Raw genomic sequence first — 15,704 nt, 5'->3', positions numbered from 1 at the left:
AAGTGGTCAAGCACCACAAAACGTTGTGAGGCAGCCAGTAAATCAAAATAATACTGTTCCTCAATATCAACAATAAATTGGAGTGATCCTTTATGGCAACTCGTAAAACCTATGAAAAGTATGAACAAATTAACCAAATGTTTGATAAATTACAAGAAATCATTGCTTCACCTCGTGATTTATCAAATAAACGTAAAGACTTTTATTTTGTTGATGATTATCATCAGCAGAATTACGAAGCTTTGTTAATATATTATACTGATGCAGGAAACAATCCTCTTATGGACGGTGCATGCTATATATTAGCAATTCCAGCGATATTCAATCAAATTAATATTTTTGATTATGAAGTGCCATTAGATTTCGTATTTGATGGTGAAAATTTAAGTCAAACATTCACATCACTTGATGTATTTAATCAATACTTAATTGCAGCCGTTTTAGAAGTATCCAACATCCAGATCTTTACACCATCAGGGTATGCGATGGGCATGACTCACTGGGATATGAACCATATGCAATTATTTTGGCAATATACTGCAATATTAAAAATGCATTAAACAAATATAAACCACCACCAATTTCGATATATAAATTGATGGTGGTTTTTTTATTCAACAAAATTTTAAGAAAATAAAAAATGAATTTAATCCTTTAAACGTGTGCATATATTAATTTACATTATGAATTTAGTATTTCATATATTAAAGTAATATTACAATTCAAATCCTTTATATACTAATTGAATAAATGTCCCTATAATAGAAGAGAATGAAATTATGAATTAAATTGAGAAAGGAAGTACACATGGATAATAAATTTTATTACAAAACACCTGCACTAATGTTAATGATGTTTGCTGGTACAACAACAGCTGCTTATGCTGCAGAAAATGAGGTTGTAAAAAAAGACGCAATTGATAGCACGACAAACGAAACAGTTAATCCAAGTACTGCTAATGAATCAAAAGTTCCAGTTAATGTGATTACTACAAATGATTTATCAAATCCTGCATCTATTGCTGAACAATATTCATTAACTCAAGTAAAAAATAATACTGAAACAGCTTCAACTACACAACTAACAACTACGGAAACACCAACGGCTGAAGCAGTTACTACTGAAGCGCCTACTGTAGATACGACAACTACGGAAACACCAACGGCTGAAGCGGTTACTTCTGAAGTGCCTACTATAGATACGACTTCTACGGAAACACCAACGGCTGAAGCGGTTACTACTGAAGCGCCTAATGTAGATACGACTTCTACGGAAACACCAACGACTGAAGCGGTTACTACTGAAATGCCTAATGTAGATACGACTTCTACGGTAACACCAACTGTTGAAGCGCCTACTGCAGCTGTTCAACCTAAAAAAACAGCAATTACTTCAACTACAAAAACAAGAAGTTTAGGAACTACGGCAACAACTAAAGCAAAAAATATCGATTCTATGTCAGTTAATGAAGTCATAAAATATAATAACTGGACAGTTCCTGTGTATGAAAAAAGCTTTTTCAATTCACCAAAAATTGCATATCGCAATGGTGTCGCTAAACCGGAAGGTATCGTAGCACACGAAACAGCTAACCCTACATCTAAAATTGATGGTGAAATTGCTTATATGAAACGTAATTACACGAATGCTTTCGTACATGCATTTATCGATGATAAGCGTATCGTTGAAGTTGCAGATACTGATTATATTTCATGGGGAGCTGGTCCTGTTGCAAACCCCCGTTTCATCAACGTAGAATTAGTTCGTGTATATGGTAAAGAAGCATTTAGCCGCTCTATCAATAATTATGCAGATTACTTTGCTACAAATTTATTATATTACGGTTTACCGTTAGATAATGCTCACTATGATGGTAATGGTACTGTTTGGAATCATAAAGGCGTATCAAACTTCCTTGGTGGAACTGATCATACTGATCCAATCGGGTGGTTCCAGGCCAACAACTATTCTTTCGATGAATTCTACAATCTTGTTTCTGAAAAATATAATTATAAGTTAACTGGCAAGATGCCAGCCACACCTGTGCCAGCACCGGGTAACACACCACCTAAGGTGACTCCTGCACCAAACAATACGGGCAAAGTCGTCACATCGAATGAACGTCGTATTGCCAAAATTAAATGGCAAAATACGGATGTGTATACTTCAGTTGGTAACCCTGCGACAGCGAAAGCAGGTTCAAAATCAAACACCGCTTATTATGTAAACAAGAAAGCTGTGTTAGATGGTGTTACTTATTATTCATTAACTGACAATAAAAACATCCCACGTGGTTGGGTAAAAGCAAAAGATACAAAATCATTTTCGATTACTCCACCATCAAAAACGTCAAAAAGGTTTACATTAAATAGTACTGCTAAAAGTATTTATTCAACACCTTGGGGTAGTTCAAAACAAGTGGTTGGAAGTTTAAAAGGATTAACAGGAAAAGAATTTAAAGCTTCTCAATTTGTAAAAGTAGGTCAAACATCATATTATTTTGGCACAGTGAATGCTTTAACTGGCTGGGTTAATTTAAATCAAATGACCTTAAAATCAGTTTCTCCATCAAAGACTGCCGTTAAAATTACTGACATGAAAAATGTTAAATTAATTGGTCGCACAGATGCTAAGAATACTGTTTTATATACAGATATTAAATCTACAAAAAAAGCACAGACAAAGCCGGTTAATATGCAACTCTACATTAATCAGTCAGCAAAGAAAAATAACAAGCAATATTATGGTGTAGCCGATCCAAAAAATAAATTTTTAGGTTGGATCAGTGATACATTTATTAAAGAAAAGCAATTTAAAACAGTATCATGGACAAAGATGCCTTATACGATTAAGAAATCTTCAGGATATATTTATTCAATTCCTGGTGGTTCTAAATCTCAACGTATTAAAAAATTAAGTACATTATCTTCTAAAACTATACAAGTCATTCGTACAGATAAAGTTGGCAATGCTGTTTGGCATAAAGTATTATTAGATGATAAAACAACTGGATATGTTCCAGATAGCTATCTTTATTCACAAAATGTCGTAAAATTAAAAGCACCTGAAAGTTTAGAAGTTGCTGTTGCGAAACAATCTCGATTAAAAAATCCTGCACGTAATGCGGGCCCTAAAGTAGTATTCTCAACACCAGCAAGAGTATATAACGAACGTTTAGCAGAAGATAGCGAAATTAAAGCGAATATGGATACAAAAAATGCTTTAAATGATCCTGAGTTAAAGTATCAATTTTTAGATTTAGGGCAATCTGAAGGTATTTCAGCTAAAAATTTAAATAAACTACTTGCTGGAAAAGGTGTTTTAGAAAATCAGGGGGCTGCTTTTGCAGCTGCTGCAAAACAATTTAAAATTAATGAAATCTATTTAATCGCACATGCGCTTGTTGAAACAGGACATGGAAAAAGCAGATTATCAAACGGTCTAGGTATCAGTGACGATAATACGCGTATTATTGAAAATGCAACGAAGAAATACTATAATACTTATGGTACTAAAGCTACTGATAATAATGTAGAATTAGGTGGTATTGCATACGCTAAGCAAAACAGTTGGGATTCTGTTTCTAAAGCAATCATCGGTGGTGCAGAATACGTACGTAAAGCATATATTGACAACGGTCAGCGTACGCTTCATCAAATGCGCTGGAATCCAGAAAATACTGCAACACATCAATATGCAACAGATGTTAGATGGGCTGCTAACAACGCGAAAAATATCGCGCGTTTATATAAGTCATTAGGTCTAGATGGATTAAATTATATCGTTCATGAATATATCTAATGTTAAAAAAATAACCTTCCTAATAGTTATTAGGAAGGTTATTTTTTCGGCATTTAGGCTATATAATACTAAATTGAATATTTAAGTCGATTTACTAATAGCTGATGATTTACAATTAAAAACGAAATGGATCTCTAAGAGCAAATGAATGATATATTTTTTCAAGTAACTGAATCAATTCTTCAGACTCTGCAGAATTTAGCTCTCGCATAAAGCTACGTACAACTTTAGCTTTAATTTCTTCTGCACGTTCTAATGCTTTTTCACCTTGTTCAGTTGCAATTAAGACGGTAGATCTTAAATCATAAATACTCTGCTCTTTTTTTACAAAACCGTTATCAACTAATTTTTTTATTGCTCTCGAAACCGCCGTCTGTTCTTTATTTAACTTATAGATTAACTTTTTTTGTGTCATATTTTCTTCTGATGCAATAAGTTCTAGCATATATAATTGTTCACGCGTTAAAGTTACATCAGTTAATTCTGCAGAAGCAATTTCATCAATTTTAGAATCCATAAAATAAATTAATTGTCCAAATCTTTTAAGTCGCTTTTCATCCATGTTATTGTCTCCCAACTTTTTTCTTATATAGATTATAAGCCCAATTATTTAGTTTAGCAACGATATATAATGAATTAATAAAAAATTGTGGGCTATTTATATTTTATCATAGCATATTTAATTTGTAGATTTAATTCATAAGTGTGCAATATAATTAATTTTTTGTGAGAATATTTTTAAGGAGATTTTTTATGAATAAAGAAAGAGATCATTATTTTGATAATGCAAGATTTTTATTAATTGTTTTAGTAGTTTTTGGTCATTTATTACGTTCTTTCATAAATGAAAGCCATTTTTTACAAGCTTTATATATGTTTATCTATAGCTTTCATATGCCTGCATTTGTATTGATTTCTGGTTATTTTGCTAAAGGCATACATAAACCAGGGTATATCAAAAAAGTAACTAAGAAGTTATTATTACCCTATATTATTTTTCAAAGTTTTTATGCTTTTTATTATTATTTTATCGATGACGTAAACACCGTTGATTTAAATCCATTCGATCCGCAATGGGCGATGTGGTTTCTACTCAGTTTATTTTCATGGCAGGTCATGCTATTTATCGTAAAAGATATAAATCCTTGGGTTACCCTAATGGTTTCATTCATCATAGGAATAATCGTCGGCTATTTACCATTTATTAATAATACTTTAAGTTTATCAAGAACATTTGTATTCTTTCCTTTGTTTTTAATTGGGTATTATGCGCAACCAGAACAATTTAAATATATTAGAAATAAGAAGTATATTCCTGTTTCTATATTTATGTTGACGATTGTTTTTATTTTCTATATGTTAACAGATTTTAATTTTGAGTGGCTTTTCGGGAGCAAACCCTATATCAAACTTGAACATGAAGCTTCTGATCTGTATAGTGGCTTAAAACGTGCCATTATTTATGTAATCATTCTAATTAGCACTGCAAGCTTTTTAAATGTTGTACCGAACCGAAAACTTCCTCTAACGTATATAGGCTCAAGAACCATGTTCATTTATCTCTTACATGGTATGTTTATTGGGTTATTCAGAGCAAATAATTGGGGGAAATATTTTAATGATCATGTGGCTTCAATATTAATCTTTATGATTCTTGTTACCATCTTCTTAGTTTATACACTTAGTATGAATGCTACTAAAAAGATAACCTCACCGGTGGTAGAAATTAAAAAACCTCATTAGAGGTTTTTTTAATTTTGTAAATTTAATATGAATTAATTTTATTTAATATTTTTTATTTGTGAAGAAATATGTATAATTATTATAAGAGAGCACGAATATGTCTGATATAAATAAAATTACATATTGCTTTTAAATATGAATTTAAGGAGATTTTTTATGCGTTTACTTTGGCAAACACCAGAAGACAGAATTGCACTTTTAAAAGACCTTGTTAAACATGACAGCATCACAGATACTGAAGGTGAAGTCAACTTTCCTTTTTATATTAAACGGACACTAAAACAATTAGATTATTTTAAACAGCATGATTCACATATTAAATTAATTGAGACGAATGATCACAAGAATGCTGTAGCTGCAATGTATCGTTCACATGTAACAGATGATACGGTGATTATTATGAGCCACTATGACACTGTTGATACAAATGATTATGGATCATTTGAAGCATATGCATTCGATAGTGATGCGTTAGCAAAATCATTTGCTAATAACCTTAATGAATTTAGTGAGTATCATCAATCTGATATATTATCAAATCAGTATTTATTTGGACGAGGCATCATGGATATGAAATCTGGATTAATGATGCATTTAAGCATACTTGAAAAAGCAATCCATGAAGAATGGCCAATTAACATTATTTTATTAACTGTTCCTGACGAAGAAGTAAATTCCTCGGGTATGAGAAGTGCTGTTTCTGAACTATCGGAATTTATTGAACAGGAAAACTTAAAATTATTGCTGATCATGAATGGTGAGCCTGCATTTAGTCAGTTTCCACATGATGAAAATTATTATATTTATAATGGTAGCATCGGTAAAGTCATGCCATCTGTATTTGTTTATGGAAAAGAAACACATGTTGGAGAACCATTAAATGGACTTAGTGCCAATTATTTAATTAGTCGTATTAACTCTGAAATTGAATACAATACACAATTTCTTGAACGATATAAAAATGAAGAAACACCTTTACCTGTTAGTCTCTATTTGAAAGATCTAAAAGAAGATTACAATGTACAGACACCTTTTATGGCATCAAGTTACTACAACGTATTCATATTTGAACAAAGTGCAGCACATGTTTTTAAACTATTTAATCAAATCGTTGAACGTACTGTTGCAGAATGTTCTCGTGACTTAGGATTAGTATTTGAAACATCACCAAAAATAAAAGTAATAACTTTTGAAGCATTAATTAAATCTATGAAAAAGAAACATGGCTATGAAACTATCCATAATATTATCAGTAATACAGAACAATCTGATAATCGTCTATATGCTCAGACAGTTATTAAAGATTTATTGCTTTTAGATAACAGTAATGATTATACGGTCGTGACATACTTTAATGCACCTTATTATCCTTCTGTTAATAGCAGTCAAGATAAATTAATAAAATCAATTACAAAATATGCAATTAAACAAATGAAGAAACAGTTTAATCGCGAGACAACAAAAATTCATTACTTTAATGGAATTTCAGATTTAAGTTATGTTAACTATACACACGATGATAGTGATACTAATATATTTGCTGATAATACACCTGGTTTCAAAACACATTACGATATACCTTTTTCAGCTATGAAAAAATTAAAAGCACCAGTAATTAATATCGGTGCTTTTGGGAAAGATGCACATCAGTTAACTGAGCGTATTCATATTAAAAGTGTATCTGAAGAAGTACCTTTTGTATTAAATAAAATTTTCCACAAATTTTTTATCGACAAATAATAAATTCATTATAATCCTTAAAAACATTTCTAACGGTAATTGCTTAAGTGCAATTGCCGTTTTATTATTTTGGATTGTAAGTCTGCGAGTAACAGTGCTTTTTGATGTTGCTTATGTATAAAATTTATATTTTGAGGCACAATCAATTCCATATTATTTATAAAAAGTATTCTTGTCTGATCCTTCTTACCTTCAAAATGATAAATCATCTGATGCTGTATAAATAATTGAAAATGCGTTTTTGACTGATGGATTGGATAATACATCCATTGAATAGATGGTTCGATAATAATTGGAAGATGATGCATATGCCTGGTTAATACTTTTGCAGACTGCTTACGGGTTTTTATATTACTTCCAAAGAAAATTAATGTTTGATCCAATAACTTTTCTGGCCTTTCATCAACCATTCTAACTTCCCCACAAAAGGAATAAATTTGAGTCTTCCCTTCTGCTTCGGGACTTTGATAAATACACATATCAGTTGCACAAAGCGGCATTTCTAACATAATATTCACCTCTTATCAAATTATCATTTCTACATTATTATAATTAAATCCATCTAAATACTTCACTTTTTAATCAATTTTTGACAATAAAACTATATTTATTTAATAAACTAAACAATTATTATCGAAATGTTAATTTTTAATTAACAAAAATTTTGAATATACTTACTTCATCCGGAAATAAAAATAGAATATCTAGATATTCAATGGGGAAAATATGTTTGAAGAAACAAAGAATAAATATGAAAAGTTAATCTTTCACCTCATTCATAAATATCAATTAACTTATGACTTTGATGAGTTTTATCAAATGGCATTAATAAAACTTTGGGAATTAGATCAATCTTATGATTCCAACAAAACATCTAATAAAGATCACTATGTCTATACAAAACTCAAGTTTTTCTTTATCGATGAAATTAGAAAGTTATCTAAAAGAAATGAACGGTTTATCTTAATGAATGACGACATTATATATCATAGTAATCATTTCAATGATTCATATGATCATTTGACATTAAAAGAAATAAAGCATTATTTAAATCTTGAAGAATATCAGTGGCTGACGTTATTTTTGAAAGGTTATTCAATGAAGGAAATAGCAGATGAGATGAAGGTTAGTGTGTCTACAATAAAAAAATATAAGAAAAACGCACAAAAGAAGTTAACCTTCTTTTATCACAATCATTAAAATAAACTTCATTAAAAATCTATTGAATAATCAATAAATTTTTATGTTCAATATGCATCAAATTTAGTATAATAGCAATTAGCATGTTTTTAAGGAGGAAAAATTATGGCAGCTAAAGTTGGAGATATTATTGAGTTTCACGAAGGTAAACAAGGTATCGTTGAGAAAGTTAATGAGAATTCAGTGATTGTGGATTGTACGATTATGGAAAACTTCGAAAAATTAGAAATCCCTGAAAAAACTGTTATTAACCATAAACGTTATACAATCATTACAGAGGCATAAAATAATGAACATTTTAAAAAAGCCTATCTATGGTTTTTTAATTTTATTTACTATCTTTCACATTATATTGTTCGGAATGAGAAGTGAACATCAGGTGTTCTGGCATTTATATACCGGCTTAATGTTATTCTCTTCTATCGGTTATATCTTCTATGAACGCAATATTCATTCTAAGCGTTTATTAGACGCGATCATCACAGGTATTCTTGCAAGTTTTGTGATCGTTATATTATATACCTTCTTATCTTTCATAATGAAAGATATTACTTATTTTCATTTACTGAAAGTAATTGTAGGACTTGGTGTTTATGTAAAATGGCAGCTTATTATTTCATTATTTATATCTATACCGTTGCAGGAACTGTTCTTTCGTAATATGTTGCAAAATTATCTTGATGATCGATTTAATCAGTTTGTTTCAGCTTGTATCATCAGTTTATGTGTAACAAGCTTATTTATGTATTCCTTAAGTATTGAGTTATTGCTTTTCATCTTTTTAACTCAGTTTATTTTAGCTCTGAGCTATCATAATACGAAACGTTTGATTACACCTATTATAGGTCAAATATTTGCAATAATAATATTAACGCTCATCCATAGATAAAAAATCCTTAGTCACTAAGGATTTTTTTCTTTCTGACAAGTGAATATTCTTTTTCTTCGTAATAAGTGGATTCTTTTAATAAATAATCTTCTTCATATCTAGAAACATCTATAAATTCATATGAACATCCTTTGTTCTCAAAGGAGTCTGTACGTTCTTTAAACATCAGTTTTATATGTAGTAGCGACGAACTTTCTGGTAATTGAATAATTTCAGTGTATTCATGCTCAATACCCTGGGCTATATTATTTGTCAGTAATAAATGAACACCTTCTACACAAAAAATATCTTCTTCTGTAATTAAATCTGAGATTTGTCCATTATGTAATGCAATGACATAATCCGGACTCTCATTATCGTACATGTATCTCATCCAAGTTTTAATCGATGCCATTGGATTGGATGCAATCATTGTTTCATGATCTATTTGCACTGCTTCTGATAAAGCAATCACACCAATTTTAATACCTTTATATTGATGAATAATATATGGGGTATTAAAATACGGCTCTTTCGTAGATTCATTTAAAATATTGCATGATAAAAATGGAAATTCACTCATCGCATGTGCCCGGCTAAAATAATTAAAGCCTAAAGAAAAGTCTTTAATCGTAATATTAGTTGCATTAAATTTCAAAAGATTCATAAGTGATATTAATGGAATGCGTTTATATTCTTTTAAACCTGCATAATACTCACTCACTGGTGAACCTGTGATCAGCTGACCATTATTAATTAACAGAACTTGTCCACTTTGCCTAGCTAATTTAATATAAGTTGCTGCTTTATAAATATTAAATGTATTATTTTCTTGAAACATTGCACCTTTGATGTTATTTGTTGTTATAATATGTATATTAATTAATCCTTTTTTCATGCTTCCACCTCTTTGTGATATTATAGCATGATTTTTAATATGACTTTTTAAATTGGAGAAATATATGAATAATATCAAAAAATACGTCATTTATAATATCATAATTACATTGTTATTTTCGGCATTATTATGGTATTTATTAGCGCATAACGAAGAAGTACATCTTCGTGAAAACATAAAGAAATCTATCGGAATACATACGGAACAGGTTGATTCGTTTTTTAGTGAAACAACTTCTGCAGTTGAAAATGTCGCTACTACTGTTATCTATGAAAAAGATAAAGTAAATATCGATAAAAAGATACAAGTGCTTAAAAATCGTGACCACCGTATCATCAATATTTATGTTCTAGATTATAAAGCAACTGTTATCAACTCAAATTCTGAAGCAATGATTGGTAAAAAAATAGAATCCATGAAATTCTTCAATCATATTGAAAAAAGAACTTTGAATAATGTGGCGATTAGTGACGTTCGTAAAAATAATATGAATAAGAATGTCGTCTACATTACAAAAAATATTACAGATGAGAGAAAAAGTAATCTTGTTGTTGCAGAAATTGATATTAATACGATTGGTACAGTCATTGACTCTCTTCAAAAAGATAATACTGTGACGATTACAGATTTTAAAGATCATATCATTTTTCAGTCAAATCACCCCGTATTTACTAATATAAAAGAATCACAGAAATTTTTAAAAGTTGACTGGAATCTAACAATCAATTCAAATAAGAATGTTTATCGTGAAGTATTTGAAAAAGTTCTACTTGCAGCATTAGTATTTTCATTACTTATTGCGACATTACAACTTTTCTATCATAGCTATAAAGCACAGAAAGAAAGTGAATTATTACTTGCAGATATAAATTCTCAAAAGAAAGAATTGATTGGTCAACTTGCTGCTAACACTGCACATGAAATAAAGAACCCATTAACATCTATTAAAGGCTTTGTAGATCTACTGGAAATGCAATATGATACTAAACATGAAAATCAATATTTTAAAATTGTAAAAACAGAATTAGAACGTATCAATTTAATAGTCAGACAATTCTTGTTACTCGGAAAACCTACAAAACTTGATGTAGAAATTGTAGATTTAAGAGATATTGTGAGAGAGACATTAACATTTCTAGAGTATGACTTATCGATGAACAACATTCGAACGATAAAAAGCTATACCAATCATCAAACGCTAGTTCATGTAGCTGTCGACCAATTTAAACAAATTATCATCAACCTTATTCAAAACGCAAAAGATGCTATGGTGGAACATAAACAAGGGATCATTGAAATCAAGGTGGACCACACGCATAATCAAGCTATTCTTTCAATACGAGATAATGGAAGTGGCATGAATGAGGAGGTACTTGAACAGTTATTTAACCCATTCTTCACAACTAAAGTCACTGGTACGGGCCTTGGATTACCAGTCTCTAAAAGTATCATCGATGCAAATAACGGTGAAATTGAAGTAATTAGTAAAGTAGATATCGGTACAACATTTATTATTAAGCTGCCACTAATCTCTATTCCTTCTGAATATGATCAAAATAATAATAAAATTAAAAAAGACTAGCAAACAAATGCTAGTCTTTCTTGCTATCAAAATATTTTCTATTTATATTAAATATTATTATCCAATCATAATTCTTTCTTTTGGATATCTAAATTTATCAGGTTCTGCTTTACCACCGAGCATAATAATAAATGAGATTAATCCAACACGACCTATAAACATCAATGCCATAATGACCAGCTTACTACCACTTGTTAAATCGCCTGTTATACCAAGTGATAAACCACAAGTTCCAAAAGCACTCATCACTTCGAAGAAAATTGAAAGTAAATCGAATTTATCATTTTCAAAGAATAATATAAATAATAAACCTGCAAAGCAGATAATAGTAGCAAGAACCATTACAGCAAAAGTTCTTTGAATATCAATGGGATCAATTTCTTTATTGAATACTTTAATGTTTGTTCTACCATTACTATAATTCAGTAAAAACAAAATTAGTATCGCAAATGTAGTTGTTCTAATACCTCCTCCTACTGAACTTGGACTAGAACCGATAAACATGAGTCCCCCCATAAAAAAACGTGTGGCCTCTGTTAATTGATTTAAATCTATCGTCGTAAGACCTGCACTTCTAGTTGTTGAAGATTGAAATAATGCATAAAAAAGACCTTTATGCCATGAAATATTTTTAAAAGCGTTATTATACTCAAATAAATAAATAACAACTGTTCCGACAATAAACAATAAAAAATATGTACTAATCGTTAGTTTTGCGAATAAACTAAACCTGAAATTTGGAATTTTGTTTGTTAAATAAGTTTTTATTTCAATAATAACAGGAAATCCAATTGCCCCTAATACAATTAGAAACATCGTAATTGTTTGTACAAAATAATCGTCGGCGTAACTATTAAGTGAATCGCCTGTTATATCTAAACCACCATTCGTAGTTGCAGAAATCGATGCGAATAACCCATGGAATAATGCATCTTTTATTGAATCCATATCTTTATAGAAATAAAATGCTAAAAATAAGGCGCCCAGAATTTCTATAAATAACATCGCCTTCACAATTTCAAGAATCATTGTTACAACGCCAGACATCTTATTTTGATTATGATCCACCATTATTAGTTGTCTTTCACGCATCCCAATCTTCTTACCAAGAATAACCCATAGCAAAGTACCCATCGCCATAACACCAATACCGCCAAGATTAAGAATGACAAGGATGACACACTGACCAAAAGTCGAATAAGTTTCTGCAATAGACACAGGTGACAAACCTGTTACACTGACACCAGACACCGCAACAAATAAAGAATCAATGTAACTAATATCAACGTTTGGTTGATGTACATATGGCATACGGAGCAATAAGAAAGAAATGAATATTGCTACAAGATAATAGAGCACAATACCTTGTTGTGGTGTTAACTTTTGGAATAACTTGTTCATTATTTCACTTCTTTCTTAAATCAATGTAGATTTTATAACTTAATTTTAATATTTTTTTCAGCACCATTGCGAATGATTGTCAAAGTAATTGTATCCCCAATTTTCTTTTCATTAAATAGAATCTTTCTAAAATGAATTTTAGATTTAATTTCTTTATCATCTATTTTTTTAATAATATCGCCTAACTTTAATCCATTTTTCTCTGCTAAAGTGTTTGGTTCTATCTCCATAATTTCTACACCAGTTTGATCAGTCGGAGAGTTAGGATCATTAGGGTTGCTGTGCGTACCCACATCTTCAATCATAATACCCATTTTTGGACGATTTATACTACCTTTTTGTTCAAGCTCCTTTAATACTTTTTTTACTTCGTTCACAGGAATACTAAATGCAATACCTTCTACGCCTTCCATAGAAATCTTCATTGAATTCAGACCAATCATCTTTCCTTCTTTATTTAATAAAGGACCCCCAGAATTTCCTGGATTAATTGCAGCATCAGTTTGTAATACATGCATTTCCCAATCATAAATCTCATCACCATCAATGTCTACCGGTACATTACGTGATAAACCAGATATAATTCCAGAAGATGCACTTCCTGCAAACATTTGTCCTAAGGGACTACCTAATGCAATGACTTCTTGTCCAGGTTCCAAATGATTACTATTTGTCATCTCAATAACTGAGTTTATATTACCTTTAGGCATTGTAAGAATAGCCATATCAGTCCAGACATCATAGCCTATCATCTTTGCTTTTTCTTTCTTTCCTTCATAAGTCACTTCAATTGCATTAGCTTTTCCGACAACATGATAGTTTGTTAGTATATATGCTAAATTCTTTTCTGTTTTATAGATAATACCTGTACCAATCCCCACCTCTTCAGGCGCTTTCACTGCACTCTCAGGATCTATCGTCTCACTATCAGTAGCTTTTTGAAGATTTGTAATACTCACCACATTCTTAATATTTTTCTTAATTGCTTGTTCTGTAGAAGTTTTAACTTCAGATTGTTTAGATACTTCTTGTGGCTTCGAATTAAACAAGCTCATAAGTAATATACCGATCAATATTCCAGCAAGTGTACCCATCAAAATTTTTGGCAGTTGTGAACCAAAAGAACGATTTTCTTTACTATTTTTTAAATCGTCATTTATCTCATTTCTACTGAAAGATGCTTCTACTAATTCATTTTCCTCAGACGTTTTGTTTATATTATTTTCATGTTTTTGGGAATCATTAGTTTCAGGACTTTCTTCATTCTCAATTTGCTTTGTTACATCTACAGTATTTTCCTTATCAATCGCTTCTTCTGTAGCAATTGAATTACTGGTGATCAGTGATTCTTTATTTTCATTAATATGATTATCTTTGTCACTTTTTATTATTGTTTCATCCACAATTTCAATATCTTCTTTTGGTGCTATTTTTTCTAATATATTATCTTTTTTATGTAAATACGGATAAATCATTCTAACTTTCTGACCTTTAAAGAACAATCGTTTAGGTCGACTGTAATTTTTCTTTTTGATGACAATTTTATGTTTACGCTGCATGATTTCCTCCATAAAAAAACTTAGTGTATCTATTATAATATAGATACACTAAGTTTTATATGATATATCAAGTTTTTTATGCATTTGATTGTTTTTTCTTACCACTAAACCAACCTATTGCTAATATCAATAATAATACGCCCCAGAAAGTTAATTGCCATGGCATACTGTGTGGAAATTCGTGTGGCAAGATATGAATTGATTCATGGGCAAGTACCATCACGACTAACTTCACGCCAACCCAACCTACAATTGCAAAAGCTGCTGCTTCTAATGAAGGATTATCATGCAGAAGTTTTACAAACCATGTAGCTGCAAATCGCATAATAATTACTCCTAGCATACCGCCAGTGAACATCACTAAAAATTGTCCTAAGTTCATCCCACCAAATTGTGGTCCAACTTCTGGTAATGTTAAAGCAATTGCTATCGCTGCGAGCATTGAATCGATTGCAAATGCAATGTCTGCAAACTCTACTTTCGCAACTGTCATCCAGAAGCCACTGCCCTTTTTACTATATTTCTCTAGTTCTGCTTCTTCAGCTTCACTTGTGGCATCACCTGTCTTAAAATATTCATATAAATTTTTTATCGACATAAATAGTAAGTATGCAGCACCTAAAGCTTGTATTTGCCAAAACTTAGCAAGATAAGCGATCGCAAACAATGACGCAAATCTAAACACAAATGCTCCGAGTAATCCATAAAATAACGCTTTCTTTCTTTCTTCTTCAGGTAAATGTTTTACCATTACTGCCATAACGATCGCATTATCTGCTGCAAGTAATCCCTCTAAAACGACAAGAACTATTACAACCCACGCGTACGTTATCAATATTGACATATCCATCTTCTCACTCCGTATCATTAATAATAATGTTAATGACTGTATTATACGCTTTTAATACATTT

General features: G+C 30.8%; 14 protein-coding genes. 8 read left to right on the top strand and 6 right to left on the bottom strand.

Going from position 1 to position 15,704, the window contains the following annotated elements; genetic code table 11:
* Window positions 1-92 precede the first annotated feature (92 nt).
* Together BHU61_RS02235 and BHU61_RS02230 are read left to right on the top strand one after the other, a co-directional pair.
* Window positions 93-560 (top strand): DUF2538 family protein, encoded by a 468-nt coding sequence (locus BHU61_RS02235; protein ID WP_111714422.1) that lies wholly within the window; start codon window positions 93-95, stop codon window positions 558-560.
* A 247-nt stretch (window positions 561-807) separates the two neighbouring features.
* Window positions 808-3,801, top strand: coding sequence for an N-acetylmuramoyl-L-alanine amidase (locus tag BHU61_RS02230; protein ID WP_111714421.1), 2,994 nt, complete (start codon window positions 808-810; stop codon window positions 3,799-3,801).
* A 115-nt stretch (window positions 3,802-3,916) separates the two neighbouring features.
* Here the strand turns inward: BHU61_RS02230 and BHU61_RS02225 are convergent, their stop codons facing one another.
* Complete coding sequence (locus BHU61_RS02225; RefSeq protein ID WP_111714420.1) at window positions 3,917-4,363, bottom strand: MarR family winged helix-turn-helix transcriptional regulator; 447 nt, start codon at window positions 4,361-4,363, stop codon at window positions 3,917-3,919.
* 191 nt (window positions 4,364-4,554) lie between these two features.
* On the opposite strand from BHU61_RS02225, the gene BHU61_RS02220 reads away from it, so the two are divergent.
* Together BHU61_RS02220 and BHU61_RS02215 are read left to right on the top strand one after the other, a co-directional pair.
* Window positions 4,555-5,544, top strand: coding sequence for an acyltransferase family protein (locus BHU61_RS02220; protein ID WP_111714419.1), 990 nt, complete (start codon window positions 4,555-4,557; stop codon window positions 5,542-5,544).
* Between the two features lie 156 nt (window positions 5,545-5,700).
* Complete coding sequence (locus BHU61_RS02215; RefSeq protein WP_170122433.1) at window positions 5,701-7,284, top strand: M20/M25/M40 family metallo-hydrolase; 1,584 nt, start codon at window positions 5,701-5,703, stop codon at window positions 7,282-7,284.
* Window positions 7,285-7,313: 29 nt separating this feature from the next.
* On the opposite strand, the gene BHU61_RS02210 is transcribed toward BHU61_RS02215, so the two are convergent.
* Window positions 7,314-7,793 carry a competence protein ComK gene (locus BHU61_RS02210; RefSeq protein ID WP_111714417.1) on the bottom strand — a complete coding sequence of 160 codons (480 nt, stop codon included), beginning with the start codon at window positions 7,791-7,793 and terminating at the stop codon, window positions 7,314-7,316.
* A gap of 217 nt (window positions 7,794-8,010) precedes the next feature.
* On the opposite strand from BHU61_RS02210, the gene BHU61_RS02205 reads away from it, so the two are divergent.
* The 3 genes from BHU61_RS02205 (at window position 8,011) to BHU61_RS02195 (ending at window position 9,373) form a co-directional block, all read left to right on the top strand.
* Window positions 8,011-8,484, top strand: a complete 474-nt coding sequence (locus BHU61_RS02205) for a sigma-70 family RNA polymerase sigma factor (RefSeq protein ID WP_111714416.1) — start codon at window positions 8,011-8,013, stop codon at window positions 8,482-8,484.
* Window positions 8,485-8,586: 102 nt separating this feature from the next.
* Window positions 8,587-8,769, top strand: coding sequence for a YkvS family protein (locus BHU61_RS02200; RefSeq protein ID WP_111714415.1), 183 nt, complete (start codon window positions 8,587-8,589; stop codon window positions 8,767-8,769).
* A 4-nt stretch (window positions 8,770-8,773) separates the two neighbouring features.
* Window positions 8,774-9,373: a CPBP family glutamic-type intramembrane protease gene (locus tag BHU61_RS02195; RefSeq protein ID WP_111714414.1), complete on the top strand. Its 600-nt coding sequence runs from the start codon at window positions 8,774-8,776 to the stop codon at window positions 9,371-9,373.
* A 7-nt stretch (window positions 9,374-9,380) separates the two neighbouring features.
* Here BHU61_RS02195 and BHU61_RS02190 read toward each other — a convergent pair whose 3' ends face one another.
* Window positions 9,381-10,250 carry a bifunctional UDP-sugar hydrolase/5'-nucleotidase gene (locus BHU61_RS02190; RefSeq protein ID WP_111714413.1) on the bottom strand — a complete coding sequence of 290 codons (870 nt, stop codon included), beginning with the start codon at window positions 10,248-10,250 and terminating at the stop codon, window positions 9,381-9,383.
* 64 nt (window positions 10,251-10,314) lie between these two features.
* Between BHU61_RS02190 and BHU61_RS02185 the strand changes: the two genes are divergently transcribed.
* Window positions 10,315-11,832: an ATP-binding protein gene (locus BHU61_RS02185; protein WP_111714412.1), complete on the top strand. Its 1,518-nt coding sequence runs from the start codon at window positions 10,315-10,317 to the stop codon at window positions 11,830-11,832.
* Window positions 11,833-11,889: 57 nt separating this feature from the next.
* Here BHU61_RS02185 and BHU61_RS02180 read toward each other — a convergent pair whose 3' ends face one another.
* From BHU61_RS02180 to BHU61_RS02170, 3 genes are all read right to left on the bottom strand, one after another.
* On the bottom strand, window positions 11,890-13,233 hold the full coding sequence (locus BHU61_RS02180; RefSeq protein ID WP_111714411.1) for a TrkH family potassium uptake protein: 1,344 nt from the start codon (window positions 13,231-13,233) through the stop codon (window positions 11,890-11,892).
* 32 nt (window positions 13,234-13,265) lie between these two features.
* Entirely contained in the window at window positions 13,266-14,792 is a 1,527-nt protein-coding gene (locus BHU61_RS02175) for a S1C family serine protease (RefSeq protein ID WP_170122432.1), read from the bottom strand.
* 76 nt (window positions 14,793-14,868) lie between these two features.
* Window positions 14,869-15,642, bottom strand: coding sequence for a TerC family protein (locus BHU61_RS02170; RefSeq protein WP_111714409.1), 774 nt, complete (start codon window positions 15,640-15,642; stop codon window positions 14,869-14,871).
* Window positions 15,643-15,704: the final 62 nt, after the last annotated feature.

The organism is Macrococcus epidermidis (genome assembly GCF_003259695.1).
GTDB lineage: Bacteria > Bacillota > Bacilli > Staphylococcales > Staphylococcaceae > Macrococcoides > Macrococcoides epidermidis.
Note: the sequence above shows the minus strand (reverse complement) of the source record. Positions and strands in the feature narration are given on the sequence as shown.

Excerpts from the sequence above, each read along its gene's own strand:
- BHU61_RS02235 (WP_111714422.1), top strand. The coding sequence starts at position 93 with ATGGCAACTCGTAAAACCTATGAAAAGTATGAACAAATTAACCAAATG.
- BHU61_RS02230 (WP_111714421.1), top strand. The coding sequence starts at position 808 with ATGGATAATAAATTTTATTACAAAACACCTGCACTAATGTTAATGATG.
- BHU61_RS02225 (WP_111714420.1), bottom strand. The coding sequence starts at position 4,363 with ATGGATGAAAAGCGACTTAAAAGATTTGGACAATTAATTTATTTTATG.
- BHU61_RS02220 (WP_111714419.1), top strand. The coding sequence starts at position 4,555 with ATGAATAAAGAAAGAGATCATTATTTTGATAATGCAAGATTTTTATTA.
- BHU61_RS02215 (WP_170122433.1), top strand. The coding sequence starts at position 5,701 with ATGCGTTTACTTTGGCAAACACCAGAAGACAGAATTGCACTTTTAAAA.
- BHU61_RS02210 (WP_111714417.1), bottom strand. The coding sequence starts at position 7,793 with ATGTTAGAAATGCCGCTTTGTGCAACTGATATGTGTATTTATCAAAGT.
- BHU61_RS02205 (WP_111714416.1), top strand. The coding sequence starts at position 8,011 with ATGTTTGAAGAAACAAAGAATAAATATGAAAAGTTAATCTTTCACCTC.
- BHU61_RS02195 (WP_111714414.1), top strand. The coding sequence starts at position 8,774 with ATGAACATTTTAAAAAAGCCTATCTATGGTTTTTTAATTTTATTTACT.
- BHU61_RS02190 (WP_111714413.1), bottom strand. The coding sequence starts at position 10,250 with ATGAAAAAAGGATTAATTAATATACATATTATAACAACAAATAACATC.
- BHU61_RS02185 (WP_111714412.1), top strand. The coding sequence starts at position 10,315 with ATGAATAATATCAAAAAATACGTCATTTATAATATCATAATTACATTG.
- BHU61_RS02180 (WP_111714411.1), bottom strand. The coding sequence starts at position 13,233 with ATGAACAAGTTATTCCAAAAGTTAACACCACAACAAGGTATTGTGCTC.
- BHU61_RS02175 (WP_170122432.1), bottom strand. The coding sequence starts at position 14,792 with ATGCAGCGTAAACATAAAATTGTCATCAAAAAGAAAAATTACAGTCGA.
- BHU61_RS02170 (WP_111714409.1), bottom strand. The coding sequence starts at position 15,642 with ATGGATATGTCAATATTGATAACGTACGCGTGGGTTGTAATAGTTCTT.